This is a genomic window from Massilia yuzhufengensis (assembly GCF_900112225.1).
GTDB classification, from domain to species: domain Bacteria; phylum Pseudomonadota; class Gammaproteobacteria; order Burkholderiales; family Burkholderiaceae_D; genus Telluria; species Telluria yuzhufengensis.
On sequence record NZ_FOLD01000014.1, the window covers coordinates 23,454 to 39,765 of the forward strand.

Genomic DNA, 16,312 nt, shown 5'->3' on the forward strand with positions numbered 1-16,312 from the left:
AAGCGGGGCGAACGCATGGAAGGCTCCGTGGGATGGCGATACGGTTTGGACCGTGGCGCAGCTCGACAGTTCAATCCTCATCCACAGCCAAGGGTGACAGCGCCATAGGGAACGGGGTCCATGCGGTCCGATCGCTTCGATAGTGTATGTGCTGCAGGCTTGGGCGCCGCCATTATGTTGCCGATTGCCGCGCAGCGCCGGCCTACCGGCCGGGTCGCGGCAGGGGCAGCGCGGGCTATTGGCGGGCGCTACCGGCGTATGCAGAATGGGTTAAGTCTTTGATAAGAAAATGGGGCTACATTCCTCGCATTGCAGACCAGCCAGGCTGGTGCCTGCCCACTTGCCCTGCGAGATCGCTTGAAGACCCGAACCCGTACCAGCGCCTTGCGCTTCCTGAAAGCCGGCGTGGCCAGCCTGCTCGCCGTGGCGCTCCTCTACGCCCTCATCGTCGCCATCCCGAAGCCGATGTTCCCCTACCGGGCCGTGTACCAGAACTACCAGGTGTGGTCGGACCAGCCCATACCGGCCGAGATTGCCGGGGTGCTGGACGACGTGACGCGGCGCTTGCGCACCTCGACTGTGCATGACCGCACTACGCCGGTCGAGATCTTCTTCTGCAACGAGCCCTGGCGCCTGTGGCTCTACGGCCGGCGTTTCAGCACCCGGATGGGCGGGGCGGCCGACGTCTGGCTGACCAGGCAAGTCTTCATCCGTGCTTCCGACATCGCCGCCAACCGCATCCATTCGCCGGGGCCGGGACCCATTGCGGACGCGGCCCAGCGCCCGCTGTCCTACTTCATTGCGCACGAGATCACCCACAGCGATGTGTCGCGCCGGTTTGGCCGCACGGTGATGCTGCGCTATCCGGAGTGGCTGCTGGAAGGGTATGCGGATTATGTGGGCAAGGGCGGCGATTTCGATTTCGATGAAAACCGCGCGCTGTTCCTGAGGGGGGCGTGGGAGCTGGGCCGCAAGAGTGGGCTGTATCGCGGGTATCACCTGAAGGTGGCGTACCTGCTCGATAAAGAGGGCTGGACCTTGCAGGAGGTGTTTGCAAGGCCGCCGGGGGAAGGGGAGTTGGATGCGTGGTTGAGGGCGGGGCGGTAATTTCGTGGCGGTCTGCCATATTCGTTTTTGCCCGCACAGCCAGCACGTCGCTCCGGCGAAGGCCGGAGCCTAATTTCCTCGCGGGACTCCGGAACAGAAATTGGATCCCGGCCTGCGCCGGGATGACGGTTTTCAGGTTGGTGGTCAACCAGAGGAGCCATCACAATGCCAACCTTACGCAATATGCCATTCCCCACCCCCATGCAAACGAATGATGCACTGCCGCCACTTTGTGCAAACGAAATTTGCATATACAGCCCAGTATTGGCATTTCCTTGCTTCGAGCATGATCAATTTCTCACCCCGCCCCAGCGTGGTGCAGCGCAATAAGCTAGAATGATCATCCTTCGGGCCCGCTTGACTGTCGATACAAATCCATGAACGCCCCTGCACACATTCATACCCTGCTTGCCGACAACGCCCCCGCGCGACTGCGCGAGATCCCCTACAACTACACCTCGTTCTCCGATCGCGAAATCGTGATCCGCCTGCTGGGTGAGTCGTCGTGGCGGCTGCTCGACGAGCTGCGCGGTGCGCGCCAGACCGGGCGTTCGGCGCGCATGCTGTATGAAGTGCTGGGCGATATCTGGGTAGTGCGCCGCAATCCCTACCTGCAGGACGACCTGCTCGATAACCCGAAGCGCCGCCAGAAGCTGATCGACGCGCTGCACCACCGCCTCGGCGAAGTCGACAAGCGCCGCCTGAGCGTCGACGCCAATGACGCCGACGCCGACGCATCGGCCGCGCGCAATGCCGCCGTCGAAGCGCTGCTCGATGCCGCGCGCCGCGCCGTCGACGAATTCGGCCTCGAGTTCCGCAACACCTACGACCTGCGCAAGCGCGCGAAGCAGGTGCTCGGCGCCTACACCGACAAGCGCAACATCCGCTTCGACGGCATGCACCGCGTCTCGCACGTTACCGACGCCACCGACTGGCGCGTCGAATACCCGTTCCTGGTGCTGGTGCCGGACAGCGAAGAAGAGATGGCCGGCCTGGTCAAGGGCTGCATCGAACTGGGCCTGACCATCATCCCGCGCGGCGGCGGCACCGGCTACACCGGCGGCGCGATTCCGCTCACGCCCATGTCGGCCGTGATCAACACCGAAAAGCTGATCGGCATCGGCGCAGTGGAAGCGACCCGCCTGCCCGGCGTGGACCGCGAATACGCCACCATCCACACCTTCGCCGGCGTGGTCACCCACAGCGTGTCGCAGGCCGCCGAAAAGGCCGGCTTCGTGTTCGCGGTGGACCCGACCTCGGCGCACGCGTCCTGCATCGGCGGGAACATCGCCATGAACGCGGGCGGCAAGAAGGCTGTCCTGTGGGGCACGGCGCTGGACAACCTGGCCTCGTGGCGCATGGTGGACCCGAACGGCGACTGGCTGGAAGTCACCCGCATGGACCACAACCTGTCCAAGATCCACGACGCGCCGGTGGCCACCTTCAAGCTCGAATGGACCCATCCGGTCCCGCGCGGCGTCGCCAAGCCGGAGCCGTTCCGGGTCGAGACCCTGTCCATCGAAGGCAAGCGCTTCCGCAAGGAAGGCCTGGGCAAGGACGTCACCGACAAATTCCTGGCCGGCCTGCCGGGCATCCAGAAAGAGGGCACCGACGGCCTGATCACGTCGGCGCGCTGGATCTTGCACAAGATGCCGAAGTTCACCCGTACCGTGGCGCTGGAATTCTTCGGCCAGGCGCGTGACGCGATCCCGTCGATCGTCGAGATCAAGGATTACCTCGACGGGCTGCCCAAGAACGGCAACCCGGCCTTCGCCACGCTGCGCCTGGCGGGCCTGGAGCACCTGGACGAGCGCTACCTGCGCGCGGTGGGCTACGCCACCAAATCCAAGCGCGGCGTGCTGCCCAAGATGGCGCTGTTCGGCGACATCGTCGGCGACGACGAGAACGCGGTCGCCATCGCCGCTTCGGAAGTGGTGCGCCTGGCGAACACCCGCGTGGGCGAAGGTTTCGTGGCCGTGAGCCCGGAGGCACGCAAGAAATTCTGGCTCGACCGCGCCCGCACCGCGGCGATCGCCCGCCACACCAATGCCTTCAAGATCAACGAAGACGTGGTGATCCCCTTGAATCGCATGGGCGAGTACACCGACGGCATCGAGCGCATCAACGTCGAGCTGTCGATCAAGAACAAGCTGCAGCTGGCCGAGCAGCTGCACGCCTTCCTCGCGAACGAGCAGCTGCCGATCGAGAAGAGCGACGACGCCGGCAGCGACGCGGTCGACCGCGCCGAGATCCTGGGCGACCGCCCGCAACAGGCCGTGGCGCTGATGCAGCAGGTTGCCGCGCGCTGGAGCTTCATCCTCGCCAACCTCGACGCGCCCCTTGGCGAGGTGCGCGGCAAGCTCGATGAGCTGGGCCTGGACAGCCTGTCGGCCACGCTCGATGCGCGCATCGGCAGCCAGCCCGGCGCGCTGCTGTTCGACGCGGTGCAGGACCACACCATCCGCGTCTCGTGGAAGCACGACGTGCGCGCGCCGCTGCGCCAGATCTTCAACGGGTCCGCCTACAAGTGCATCCTCGACGAAGCCACCGCGATCCACAAGCGGGTGCTGCGCTCGCGCGTGTTCGTGGCGCTGCACATGCACGCCGGCGACGGCAATGTGCACACCAACCTGCCGGTGAACTCGGACGACTACGCGATGCTGCAGGACGCCCACAAGGCGGTCGAGCGCATCATGAAGCTGGCCCGTTCGCTGGACGGCGTGATCTCGGGCGAACACGGCATCGGCATCACCAAGCTCGAATTCCTCACGGACGACGAAATCCAGGAATTCCGCGACTACAAGCTGCGGGTCGATCCGGAAGGCCGCTTCAACAAGGGCAAGCTGCTCAACCTCGAAGGCGCCCACGCTGATTTGCGCAACGCCTACACGCCGTCCTTCGGCCTGATGGGCCACGAATCGCTGATCATGCAGCAGAGCGATATCGGCGAGATCGCGGGCAGCATCAAGGACTGCCTGCGCTGCGGTAAATGCAAGCCTGTCTGCACCACCCACGTGCCGGGCGCGAACCTGCTGTACTCGCCGCGCGACAAGATCCTCGCCACCTCGGCCCTGATCGAAGCCTTCCTGTACGAAGAACAAACCCGCCGCGGCGTGTCGATCAGGCACTGGGAAGAGTTCGAGGACGTCTCCGACCACTGCACCGTGTGCCACAAATGCGTGACACCGTGCCCGGTCGACATCGACTTCGGCGACGTCTCGATGAACATGCGTAACCTGCTGCGCAAGATGGACAAGCGCAGCTTCAAGCCGGCCAACCGCGCGGCCATGTTCTTCCTCAACGCCACCGACCCGACCACCATCAACGCCACCCGCAAGGTGATGGTCGACTGGGGCTACAAGGCCCAGCGCATGGGCAACCAGCTGCTGCGCGGCTTCGCCAAGCCGCAAGTGGAGGCGCCGCCCCCGACCACCGGCAAGGCGCCGGTGCGCGAGCAGGTGATCCACTTCATCAACAAGAAAATGCCGGGCAACCTGCCGAAGAAGACGGCGCGCGCGCTGCTCGACATCGAAGACGACAAGGTGATCCCGATCATTCGCAACCCGAAGGCGACCACGGCCGACACCGAAGCCGTGTTCTACTTCCCGGGCTGCGGGTCGGAGCGCCTGTTCTCGCAGGTGGGCCTGGCGACCCAGGCCATGCTGTGGGAAGTGGGCGTGCAGACCGTGCTGCCGCCCGGCTACCTGTGCTGCGGCTACCCCCAGCGCGGCGCCGGCCAGTACGACAAGGCCGACAAGATGATGACGGATAACCGCGTGCTGTTCCACCGCATGGCCAACACGCTGAACTACCTCGACATCAAGACGGTCCTGGTTTCCTGCGGCACCTGCTACGACCAGTTGGCGACCTACGAGTTCGACAAGATCTTCCCGGGCTGCCGCATCATGGACATCCATGAATACCTGTTAGAAAAAGGCGTGAAGCTCGAAGGCGTCTCCGGTACCCGCTACATGTACCACGACCCCTGCCACACGCCGATGAAACTGCAGGATTCGCTCAAGACCGTCAACGCGCTGGTCTCCACGTTTGATAACGTGAAGATCGAGAAGAACGACCGCTGCTGCGGCGAGTCGGGCACCTTCGCCGTCAGCCGTCCCGACATCGCGACCCAGGTCCGCTCGCGCAAGCAGGGCGAGATGGAGAAGGGCGCCGATAAACTGCGCGAAGACGGTTTTGACGGCAACGTCAAGATCCTCACCAGCTGCCCGTCCTGCCTGCAGGGCCTGTCGCGCTACAACGCCGATTCCGGCACCACCGCCGACTACATCGTGGTGGAGATGGCGCGGCACCTGCTGGGCGAGAACTGGCTGCCCGACTACGTCGGCAAGGCCAACAACGGCGGCATCGAACGGGTGCTCGTATGATGAAGCTGGCCGGCTGCGAGCTGTGCGAACCGGCCCTGCCTGCCGCGTGGCAGGGCGAGAAGTTCTCGGTCATCCTCGTCGACGACGCGGCCTATCCCGGCTTTTGCCGCGTGATCTGGCGCGAGCACGTGCGCGAGATGAGCGACCTGGCGCAGCAAGACAGGTTGCTGCTGAACGAAGCGGTCTACCAGGTCGAGCTGGCGGTGCTTGAGGTCATGCAGCCGCTAAAGGTGAACGTGGCGAGCCTGGGCAACGTGGTGCCGCACCTGCACTGGCACGTCATTCCGCGCTACGCGGACGATGCGCACTTCCCGGCGCCGGTCTGGGCCCAGGCGGCGCGCCAGACCGATGATGCGACGCTGGCCGCGCGCCGCGCGCTGCTGCCCCAACTGGCGGCTGCCATTACACGCCGTTTCACCCAATAAGAGGAGACCCCATGCCCAATCCCACCGACCTGACCGTGCGCCAGAAATCGCGCGTCCTTGAAATCGCCTTCGACGACGGCAGCGCGTTCTCGATTCCGTTCGAGCTGATGCGCGTGTATTCGCCATCGGCCGAAGTGAAGGGCCACGGCCCGGGACAGGAAGTGCTGCAAGTGGGCAAGCGCGAGGTCGGCATCACCGGCCTGGAGCCGGTGGGGAACTACGCCGTCAAGCCCTTGTTCAACGATGGGCATGAGAGCGGGATTTTTACCTGGGACTACCTGTACAAGCTCGGTAGCGAGCAGGACGCGATGTGGAAGGCCTACGTGGCGCGCCTGCATGCCGCCGGTTTCGACGGCGACTCCGGCCGCGAGCCGGGGACTGAACTGCCGGGCGCGAAACCGAACAAGGGTTGCGGGCATAGCCACTGATCCCGGGGGCCTACAGCTGCCGCAACACCTGCTGCGCGCACTGCCGCACCGCGTCGACCAGTTCCGCCGGGCGGCGAATCTCGAAACCGAAGGGAAGGCCGGCCAGCTGGCGCGCAAACCACGCCAGGTCGTCCGACTGGTTGTGCATCACCACGCCGTCCGCCACTTGTTCGAACACCCCTACCGTAGCGAAGAACTGCGCCCGGGCCCGCTCCAGTGAAGTCTTGAGCAGCACCTCGATCGCCACCGCGCGCGGCATGGTCGCCACCGAGCGCACCAGGTAGGCCAGCGCGTCGAAATCGCGCGGCCGCTCGAAGCGTGTGGCTTGGGCCTCGAACGCATCGATGCGGTCGAGCCGGAACGAACGCAGGTCGCGCCGCAAATGGCAATACCCCACCGCATACCAGCACCCCGCGTAATACGCCAGGCCATAGGGGTCGATTTCCCGTCCTGACACGCTGCCCGTCGCATCGCAGTAGGCGATGCGCACCCGGCGCCGGCCGCGCGCCGCCACTGACAGCACGCCCAGCGCGGCGCCCCCGGCACCGGTCGCTGCTTGCCCTACGTCCAGCTGCACGTTCTCGGCCAGCGCGCGCATGCGTTCGCGCAAGGCGGCGGGCATGGTGCGCTCCAGCTTGGCCTGCGCGCTGGCCACCGCCGGCGCGGCCCGGTCCAGTCCGAGCTTGCTGGCGGCCAGCAGGCCCACCGACAAGGCCAGCGCCTCGTCGTCGCTGAACATCATCGGCGGCAGCTTGAAGCCGGCCACCAGCGCATAGCCGCCGGCGCGCCCGCGCTCGGCGGTGACCGGGATGCCCATCTCTTCCAGGGTCACGATGTAGCGCCGCACGGTGCGCAGGTCCACGCCGAGTCTTGCCGCGATCTCCGCGCCGCTGATGCGGCCATGCGCCTGCAGCAGTTCGAGCACCGCGAGCACGCGGGTGGTGGGCCTGGTCATGTCGATTGTTTTTTCGTTGAATCAGGGCGGATTATGTCCTGATTCGCTCCTATCCTGCAGCTTTTGAGGAGAAAATACATGGCTGACTTCGCCCACTTGTGGCTGTTCTTTATCGTGGTCTTCGGCGTGATCGCGCTGCCGGGGCTGGACATGGCGTTCGTACTGGCCAGCGCGCTGCGCGGCGGGAACGGCGCGGGATTGGCGGCGGTGGGCGGGATCGTGCTGGGCGGCGCCGCCCACATCGTCATGGGTGTGCTGGGCGTGGCGGCGATCCTGGCCGTGTGGCCGCCGCTGTTCAATGCGGTGCTGCTGGCGGGCGCCGTGTACATCGGCTGGATCGGCTGGACCCTGCTGCGCGCGCGCGCGGGTGTCGCGCTCCCGGTCGCCGGCCGGGCGCCGCGCGGGCGCTCGGTGTTCCTGCAGGGGATGCTCACCTGCCTGCTCAACCCCAAGGCCTATGTGTTCATGCTGGCGATCTTCCCGCAGTTCCTGCGCCCGGAACGCGGGCACTTGTGGACGCAGGCGACTGCGTTGGGCCTGATCACGGCCTTCACCCAGGCGGCGGTGTATGGCACGGTGGCGGTGGGAGCGGTGCGGGCGCACGGCTGGCTGGCGGCGAATCCGCGTGCGGGACTGGCGGCGGCGCGCGCGGTCGGCGCGGTGCTGATGGCTGCGGCCCTGCTGACGGTGCTGAAAGGCTGGTCGTAAACGACAAAGAGCACGTCCATCGACGTGCTCCCGTATGCCGCTTGCCCGGTCAGGGGCAGAGGCTATTTATGCTTGTGGCTGGATGTTCGATGCCTGCTTGCCTTTTGGACCGGTGGTGACGTCGAACGTCACGCGCTGGTTCTCGGCCAGCGACTTGAAGCCGTTGGCGTTGATGGCCGAAAAGTGAGCAAACAGGTCTTCGCCGCCGCCGTCAGGGGTGATGAAGCCAAAACCTTTTGCATCATTGAACCATTTTACAATGCCAGTCGCCATGTTAATTCCCTCTAAAGTTTATCTGTATTATCGCAATGCCAGCGGCGCTGGACCCAGTGCCTAGCCTAACATTGCATTTTTGATTATAAAGTGAATTGTTTAAAAAGGAAGTAACTTTTTCAATTGTGTGCAAATGCGCATCAGCTTGGCAGCCGCGTGCCGTGGCAGCGGCTGCCAACCCGGTCAGAAGGTGAAGGGCATCCTGATGGTGAGCGACACGTCCGGCGTATCGCGTGTCACGCCGGCGCCCACCGCGACGCTGAGCGAACGCTTGTCGCTGTAGCGATACGAATAGCCCAGCAGCAGGGTGCCGAGCTGGGTACGCACCGAGCCCGGCACGTTTTTGCCATTCTGTTTCATGCGCGCCACCGTGCTGTGGTCGTAGCCGAGGCTGAGCGAGGCTTTTTCGTTCAGCGCCAGGCCCATGCCGAAGTTGAAGCCGATGATGCCGCCCGGCGCCAGCTCGCCCAGGGGCTCGCGGATGCCGTTGCGCACCAGGCGCGTGACGCCGCTGCGCTTGAAGTTGTGCAGGTAGCTGATGTTGCCGAAGAAAACGGCCGGATCGGATGGGAACAGCCACGTCAGGCTGCCCTGCAGCGACTGGAACCCCGAACCGGTCGGCAGCGACAGCGGCAGGCCGGTGCCGGTGACGTTGTCGCCGATGCAGCGCGTGGCGCAGTCGGTCACGACCTCGAAGGGACTGCGCCCGGTGGTCGACTTGTAGCGCAGGCCGCCAATGTAGTAGGCCTTGTCCGGGCCGCCGTTATTGAGCTGGTAGCGGCCAGCCACTTCGACGTCGCCGATGGCCTTGCCGCTGGTTTCAAACACGCGCTCGACCGCGGTGCCGGTGAAGATCTCGCGGCTGACGGTGGCGTCGGACCGGTACACGTACGGTACCTTGACCTCGACTTCCATCCGGTTGTTGATGCCGGTGCGGCCGGTGAGGGCGCCGGTGAAGGTGTTGCGCTTGACTTCGCGCACATCCACCAGGCCGATCAGCAGTGCCGGGATCACGGTGTAGCCGACCAGGGCCACGCGGTTGCTCGACGAGTAGCCGAACTGCAGCGACGGTTCCAGGATGTACTTTCCACGCGGCGTCAGCACGCCGGGCGCCTCGAACAGCGGCGCGACTTCGGGCGGGCGCTGGTCTTTCGGGTTACGGGTGGCGGTACTGGCCTGCGCCTGGGCCGGTGGGCGCGCCGCCTGGGCCGGCGGCTGGCTGCCGATCGGCGCCGGAGTCGATGGCGGGCGCGCGGGCTGGTTGGCCGGGGCGGTGTTCGATGCGGTGGCGGGCGCGCCGCTGTTTTGCCCACCGGTGCCGCGCTGCTCGGACAGCAGCAGGTCGTCGGCGCGCGGCGGCAGCGCCAGCTTGTCGGCCAGTACCGGCCTGGCCTCGTCGCGGCGTTCCTCGATGCGCTCGATCTTGGCGCGTTGCGCCTGCAGTTCGTTCACCAGCTTGTTGACCAGCTCGCGCTGGGCAGCCAGTTCGGCTTTCAGCGTGGCCAGTTCAGCGCTCTTATCCTGCTCGGTGGCAGGTGTCTCTTGTGCATAAGAAACCGGGGCCAGCAGCATAGCCGCCAGCCCCGCTGCCGTGATGCGCGCGACATGTGGGTGCATCTGGATCTCCATCAGCAAGTTAGCGATATTGCAATATTACAGGCTTCCGGCCCCGCGCATGATTCCGTCACGAATAGTTGAGTGAAAATTCAGGTCTTTGATCAGCGCCATGCTGTTGACGGTAGAGGTAATCGTCGTATGGGCCAGGATGGCCTGGTTGTCGAGGCTGTTCTGGACCAGGGTCGCGCCGCTGGCCAGGCCGATGTCGCCGGGAGCGAAGTTGTTGACCCCCATCTGGATCAGCTGGGCGCTGCCGAGGGCTTCGCGCGCCATCATGACCTGGCTGGCGTTCATGTTGGCCACGTCCGCGATGGCGACGTTGGTGCGCGACAGGACTTCGCCATTGATGGAGATGACGCGCTCGATCCCGAGCGACAGGTTGAGGCCGCCGACGGTCTGGAAGCCGCCGCGTGCGTTGTCCAGGGTGTCGGCGTCGACCGCCGCCCATTCGCCGGGGTCGAGGGTGGCAGCGCCGTCGGCGAAGGCGACGCCGCAGGCCCCCGCCAGCAGCGTGGCCAGCAGGGCCCGGCATGCATGTGTGAGCCAGTGCATGGTGTTTCCTTTAAAAGTCGCCGGGGCCGAATTTCGGCAGGCTCTGGCTGTACTGTTCATTGTTGATGCCGTTCCCGAGCGGCGCCCGGGGTGCGGCGCGCCAGTCGTCGGCGCCATTGAAGGCCACGCTGCCTGGGTACTTGTGCACCACGAACAGCAGCTTGTTGGCCCATAGTTCCATGAAGCGGTCGCGCGTCACCGAGCGGGTACCGCTGGAGGGGTCGCCGAGCAGGATGCGGCCGTCTTCGGCGCCCTTGATCACGACAAAGTGGTTGTAGCCGCGGTCGGTGATCAGGACGATCGCCGGCAGCTTGGCCTCGAGCAGCTTGTCGAGCGGCTGCTGGAAACCGTCGCCAACGAAACCGCGCCCGGCCAGGTAGCGCTTCATGTCGAGCATGGAAAAGCCCTGGCGGCGGATCTTGGCCTGGTCGCCGGTGGCGAACATGTTCTCGAACACGTCCTTCTCGCTGACGGGCGTGCCGTAGTGGTAGGTCAGCAGGGTGGCCAGGGCCGCCGAGCCGCAGCTGAAGTCGAATTGCTGGCGGGTGGTCTTGCGAAACTTGATTTCCTTGAGACTGGTCACCGGCACCGAGACCCGCTGCCCGACCGCCAGCTCGATCGCCGACGCCAGGCACCCCGGTGCCAGCAACAGTCCGCCGATAGCGGCGCCGATGACAACGAACTTTTTCATAAAGCCTTCATGCTATTGCAGACGCAGGTTGATGGTGGTGGCACTCTGGATCAGCACGTTCGAGCCGCTGTTCTGGATCACGACCGGCAGGCCCTGCGAATTGGCGAAGGAACCGCTGTCGATGATATTGTTGCCGCTGACGGTGTTGATCGCGGTATTGTTGCCCACTGTACCGCCCAGCACGGATTCGGTATGGACGGTATCGTCCTTGCCGGTGGTGCGCTCGAGACGGTCGGTGGCTGCCGCATCGCCCCAGCTGCTGGCGGCGTCGCGTCCACCTGGTGCGACATGTACTTCAGACAGGAAGCTGATCTTGACCGGCAGCTTCTCCGGATCGGCGGCCTGGACCGCCAGAGGGAGCGCGAGCAGCGCCGCCAGCAAGATTCGGTTCACAGGTTTCATGGAATCTCCCTTGGTGTCGAAAACCGCCGCGCGGCAGGTGCTGCGCGGCGGTCACTGCTGGACTTACTGGCCGACGTTCAGGTTCGACTGGACGTTGACGCTTTGCTGGATCAGCGACGAGAAGCCATTGTTCTGGCTGATCACCGAGACCCCCGCTGCCGACTGGGCAATGTTCGACATGGTGTTCGACATGTCGAAGGTGCCGGTGCTGACGGTCTGGGTGCCGCCTGCGCCGCCGGTTCCCGCGCCGCCCGCACCGCCGGTGGCTGCACCGCCGGTGTTGGTGCCGCCCGCGCCGCCTGCGCCGGAGGTATTGGTGCCGCCTGCGCCGCCTTCACCGCCGTCGCCGCCGGTGCCTGCGCCCGAGGTCGCCGCGCCGCTGGTCGATGTGCCGCCGGTCGATGCGCCGCCTGCCGCGCCGCTGCCGCCGGTATTCGATGCCGAGCCGCTGGCCGCGCCTGCGCCGCCCGCGCCGCCGGCCGCACCTGCACCGCCCGCGCCGCCTTCAGCGCCCGCGCCGCCTGCGCCGCCTGCAGCACCAGCACCGCCGGCTCCGCCTGCGCCGCCCATGCCGCCCAGGCCGCCGGCCGCACCTGCGCCGCCGGTTGCGGTGCCGGAGGCGCCGCCACCGCCAGTCGCGGTGCCCGCAGCGCCTGCGCCAGCAGTCGAGCTGCCCTCGGCGCCCGCGCCGCCCGCACCGCCCGCACCGCCGGTGCCTGCTGCGCCCGCGCCGCCAGTGCCGGCGCCTGCTGCGCCACCAGTGCCCGACAGGGCGGCGCCATTACCGGCAGTGCCGCCGGTGCCGGTGCCGCCGGCTGCGCCCGCGCCGCCGGTCGAGGTACCTGCCGCGCCCGAGCCGCCTGCGCCGCCCATGCCGCCCGCGCCGCCGGCGCCGGAGGTGGAATCACCCGCATTGTTCGACACCGCGCCGCTGGTCGAGGCGCCCGAAGTACCGTCGCCGCTGTTGCCGCTGCCATTGCCGCCTGCGGCGTCGCCGCCGGCTCCGCCGGTGCCGTTATTGGCGCCAGTGCCGACACCGCCGCTGTTGGCATTGCTGCCAGCGCCCTGGCCCGCGCCGGTCGCATCGCCGCTCGCGCCGCCGGTGCCTGCCATGCCGCCTTCCGCGCCGTTGCCGCCGTTGGCGGTCGAGGTGCCGCCGGTGCCGCCGGCGCCGGAGGTCACGTCGCCATTGGTGCCGCCATTGCCGCCTTCCAGGCGGCCAGTGCGGCCGCCATCGCCGCCGGTGCCCATGGCGCCATTGCCACCGGTGCCGGAGCCGCCATTGGCGCCCATCGCACCGGCGCCGCCGGTGCCGGTGGAGGTGCCGCCGTTGCCGCCCATGGCATCCGAGGTGCCGCCGTTGCCGCCGCTTGCGTCGGCCGTGCCGCCGTTGCCGCCGATGCCGCCCGCAGCGCCGGCGCCGCCAGTATTACCGCCGCCGCCGTTGCCGCCCATGCCGCCCGCGGCGCCGCGGCCGCCGTCGCCGCCCTGTGCGCCATTGCCGCCGGCGCCGCCCATGGCGCCGGCGCCGCCGGCCCCGGTACGTGCATTGCCGGTCAGGCCGCCCGCGCCGCCCGCGCCGCCAGTGGCCGCGCCGCCGTCGGCCGAGCCGGAGGTGGCGTTGCCGCTTTCGCCGCTGGAGCCCGCGCCACCCGCTGCGCCGGCAGCGCCGCGTGCATTGCCGCTGTTGCCGCCGGCGCCGCCGCTGGCGTTGCCACCATTGGCCGATCCGCCAGCTGCGCCGGTGCCGGCCGCGCCATTCGCATTGCCGCTATTGACGGCACTGTTGCCGATATCGCGGATGGTATTGCCGGATACGGTGCCGGTCAGGTTGCTGGTGGCGGTCGCGCTCGAATTGTTGAACGAGCTCGCCACGCTGGAGGTCGAGGTGCTGTTGTTATTGGCGGCTGCCGCGCCGGTCTGGCTGGCCATGGCGTCGCCGCGGCTGCGGTTCTGGCCTGAGGAGTTACGGTTGTCCGAACTATTGCTCTGGTCGGTGGTTTGGGTTTGGGTATTGTTGCCGGTGACGTCGCCGGCGGTGTTGCCATCTTGGGCCTGGGCCAGGCCGAAGGCCAGGGCGATCGCGGTCGCCAGAATAGTGCGCTTCATCTGTTACTCCCCGTTGTGTGTCACTGAAGTTGAAATGCCCGGCGTCCACGCCGCCGGTCCGATGAACTTCTTAGCAGTTTGCGTGCCAAGTTATCCAGGGCATCGCAAGTCCTTGATTTGCCTTGGGGTTTTTATAGAAAGCAAGCTTGTAGGATTGGATTGATGGGACAGGTAAATAACTTCGAAGAATGCTGTATCAAAGTTGTGACACTTGTCATGGAATGGTCGCGAGACTGTATCAAGCTGTAACGTCGGCAGGGGCAGACAGGGCAATTTGGCTGCGGAGGCTTGCCTCGCGTGTGTAGGAAAAAATGAGGACAAACGACCTGCTCAGCATGGTCCGGAGGCTTCGCAGGATGGACGCCACGCCGCCCCAAAGGACGGCTGGAGGGGATTGTCATCAGGTGGCGCCAGTGGCGCCAGGGCCGATGCCCGGCAGGGGAGGGACGAAAAAAAAGGCCGCGCGGCTGGCGCCGCGCGGCCCTTGTGGCCTGGCTTACTGACCGACGTTCATGTTTGCCTGAACGTTCACACTTTGCTGGACCAGCGCCGAGAAACCGCCATTCTGGCTGATCACCGAGACACCTGCTGCAGACTGCGAGACGGTCGACATGCTGTTCGACATGTTGAACACGCCGGTGCTCACCTCCTGGCTGCCACCGGCACCGCCGGAGCCTGCACCGCCAGCGCCGCTGGTCGCAGCGCCACCAGTGTTGAAGCCGCCTGCGCCACCTGCGCCCGAGGTATTGCTGCCCCCTGCGCCACCCGAGGCGCCTGCGCCGCCAGTTGCCGATCCCGAGGTGGCAGCGCCGCTGGTCGCGCTGCCGCCGCTGGCCTCGCCGCCGGCCGCGCCTGCGCCACCGGTGTTCGTCGCATCGCCGCTGGCCGCACCGGCTGCGCCGGCACCGCCTGCTGCGCCTGTGCCACCCGTGCCGCCGGCTGCGCCTGCACCGCCTGCGCCGCCTTCTGCGCCGGTGCCGCCGGTGCCGCCTGCGCCGCCGGAGCCGCCCGCAGCCCCGGTCGCGCCTGCGCCGCCGGTCGAGCTGCCTTCAGCGCCTGCGCCGCCGGTGCCGCTACCTTCCGCGCCTGCACCGCCGGTGGAGGTGCCTGCACCGCCGCCAGCGCCTGCGGCGCCTGCGCCGCCGGAACCGGCCGCGCCGGTGCCGCCAGTGCCACTGGCGCCGGCACCGCCGGTGCCTGTCAGCGCGCCACCAGCACCAGCCGTGCCGCCGCTGCCAGCGCCGCCTTCGGCGCCGGCGCCAGCAGTGGATTCGCCACCGGCGCCGGTGCCGCCAGCGCCGCCGCCTGCACCTGCGCCGCCCGTGCCGGACGAGCTGGCGCCTGCGGTGTTGGTCGCGTCGCCGGAACCGGCCGTACCCGAGGTGCCTGCGCCGCTATTGGCACTGCCGTTGCCGCCCGTGCCCGTGGATGCGTCGCCGGTACCGCCGTCGCCGCCGGTCCCGGTATTGGTCCCGGTACCGACGCCACCGCTGGTGGCATTCGAACCCGAGCCCTGGCCTGCGCCCTCTGCCATACCGCTGTTGCCGCCGGAGCCGCCGGCGCCACCTGCTGCACCGCTGCCGCCGGTCGCATCCGAGCCGCCGCCGTTGCCGCCGTTGCCACCGCTGGTCGAGCCGTTGTTACCGCCATTGCCGCCGTCGATGCGACCAGCATTGCCGCCCGCGCCGCCACGGCCTGCACCGCCTGCACCGCCAGTGGCCTCGCCGCCGGCGCCGCCGCTGCCGCCGTTGCCGCCCATGGCGTCGGAACCGCCGCCCGTACCGCCGGTGCCAGTGCCGTTGCCACCCGTGCCACCGTAGGACGTGGCGTTGCCGCCAGTGCCGCCGGCGCCGCCTTCAGCGCCGTTGCCGCCGGTATTGCCGCCGCCTCCTTCGCCGCCTGCCGCGCCGCGGGCGCCATTGCCGCCGGCTCCGCCTGCCGCGCCACGGCCGCCCTCGGCGCCGGCTCCGCCATCGCCACCGTTGCCGCTGCGAGCCACCCCGGTCTCGCCGCCGGCGCCGCCGTCGCCGCCGCGGGCATTGCCGACCGTGGCATTGCCGCTGCGTGCCGCGCCACTGGTGGCGCTGCCGCCGTCGCCGCCGCGGTCGCCGCTGGCGCCGCGCGCCATGCCGCTGTCGCCGCCATTGCCGCCGCGGGCATCGCCGCCGGTGGCGGTGCCGCTTTCGGTGCCCATGCCCCGGCCACCGTTGGCGTTGCCGTCGTTGCCGGCGACGTTGCCGATATTATTGGCGCGGATGTCGGTCGTGCGGCCGTCGAGGGTGCTGTTGGCGGCGGCACTCGAGGTGTTGAACGAACCGGTCGTGGTGGCCGATGCGGTGCTGTTGTTGTTCGCCGCCGCCGCACCGACGGCATCCGCCCTGGCGTTGCCGGTGCTGCGATTTTGGCCCGAGGAGTTACGGTTGTCCGAACTGTTGCTCTGGTTTGTCGTTTGGTTCTGGATGTTGTCGGTGCCGACGTTGCCGACGGTATTGCCGTCCTGTGCCTGGGCCAGGCCAAATGCCAGTGCGATCGCGGTCGCCAGAATTGTGCGCTTCATCTGTTACTCCCCTTTGTGTGTCACTGAAAAGTTGAAATGCCCGGCGTTCCATGTCACCGGTCCGTTTCACTATTAGCAGTTAGCGTGCCAGCGAGCTTTGGTA

The 16,312-nt window shown here is 67.4% G+C and carries 13 protein-coding genes; 5 read left to right on the forward strand and 8 right to left on the reverse strand.

Annotated elements, in window-relative coordinates; genetic code table 11:
• Positions 1–357 precede the first annotated feature (357 nt).
• The 4 genes from BM031_RS13065 to BM031_RS13080 all read left to right on the forward strand — a co-directional run bounded on the left by BM031_RS13065 (position 358) and on the right by BM031_RS13080 (position 6,345).
• Positions 358–1,107, forward strand: a complete 750-nt coding sequence (locus BM031_RS13065) for a hypothetical protein (RefSeq protein ID WP_143084582.1) — start codon at positions 358–360, stop codon at positions 1,105–1,107.
• Positions 1,108–1,484: 377 nt separating this feature from the next.
• A complete protein-coding gene (locus BM031_RS13070) occupies positions 1,485–5,492 on the forward strand; it encodes a DUF3683 domain-containing protein (RefSeq protein ID WP_091875018.1) in 4,008 nt (1,335 codons plus the stop codon).
• Complete coding sequence (locus BM031_RS13075) at positions 5,489–5,917, forward strand: HIT family protein (RefSeq protein ID WP_091875019.1); 429 nt, start codon at positions 5,489–5,491, stop codon at positions 5,915–5,917. The genes BM031_RS13070 and BM031_RS13075 overlap by 4 nt, the downstream gene beginning before the upstream one ends.
• Before the next feature lie 11 nt (positions 5,918–5,928).
• Positions 5,929–6,345, forward strand: coding sequence for a gamma-butyrobetaine hydroxylase family protein (locus tag BM031_RS13080; protein WP_091875020.1), 417 nt, complete (start codon positions 5,929–5,931; stop codon positions 6,343–6,345).
• A gap of 10 nt (positions 6,346–6,355) precedes the next feature.
• On the opposite strand, the gene BM031_RS13085 is transcribed toward BM031_RS13080, so the two are convergent.
• A complete protein-coding gene (locus tag BM031_RS13085) occupies positions 6,356–7,300 on the reverse strand; it encodes a helix-turn-helix transcriptional regulator (protein ID WP_091875021.1) in 945 nt (314 codons plus the stop codon).
• A gap of 78 nt (positions 7,301–7,378) precedes the next feature.
• On the opposite strand from BM031_RS13085, the gene BM031_RS13090 reads away from it, so the two are divergent.
• Entirely contained in the window at positions 7,379–8,008 is a 630-nt protein-coding gene (locus BM031_RS13090; protein WP_091875022.1) for a LysE family translocator, read from the forward strand.
• Positions 8,009–8,074: 66 nt separating this feature from the next.
• Here BM031_RS13090 and BM031_RS13095 read toward each other — a convergent pair whose 3' ends face one another.
• The 7 genes from BM031_RS13095 to BM031_RS25540 form a co-directional block, all read right to left on the reverse strand.
• A complete protein-coding gene (locus BM031_RS13095; RefSeq protein ID WP_091875023.1) occupies positions 8,075–8,281 on the reverse strand; it encodes a cold-shock protein in 207 nt (68 codons plus the stop codon).
• 183 nt (positions 8,282–8,464) lie between these two features.
• Entirely contained in the window at positions 8,465–9,898 is a 1,434-nt protein-coding gene (locus tag BM031_RS13100) for a coiled-coil domain-containing protein (RefSeq protein WP_091875093.1), read from the reverse strand.
• 36 nt (positions 9,899–9,934) lie between these two features.
• Positions 9,935–10,450: a hypothetical protein gene (locus tag BM031_RS13105; RefSeq protein WP_091875024.1), complete on the reverse strand. Its 516-nt coding sequence runs from the start codon at positions 10,448–10,450 to the stop codon at positions 9,935–9,937.
• Positions 10,451–10,460: 10 nt separating this feature from the next.
• Positions 10,461–11,141, reverse strand: a complete 681-nt coding sequence (locus tag BM031_RS13110) for a C39 family peptidase (protein ID WP_091875025.1) — start codon at positions 11,139–11,141, stop codon at positions 10,461–10,463.
• Between the two features lie 12 nt (positions 11,142–11,153).
• The gene (locus BM031_RS13115) at positions 11,154–11,543 is read right to left on the reverse strand and encodes a hypothetical protein (RefSeq protein WP_091875026.1); all 390 of its coding nucleotides are present in this window, start codon (positions 11,541–11,543) and stop codon (positions 11,154–11,156) included.
• Positions 11,544–11,606: 63 nt separating this feature from the next.
• A complete protein-coding gene (locus tag BM031_RS13120) occupies positions 11,607–13,652 on the reverse strand; it encodes a hypothetical protein (protein ID WP_091875027.1) in 2,046 nt (681 codons plus the stop codon).
• Positions 13,653–14,148: 496 nt separating this feature from the next.
• Entirely contained in the window at positions 14,149–16,209 is a 2,061-nt protein-coding gene (locus BM031_RS25540) for a hypothetical protein (RefSeq protein WP_177207747.1), read from the reverse strand.
• Positions 16,210–16,312 lie beyond the last annotated feature (103 nt).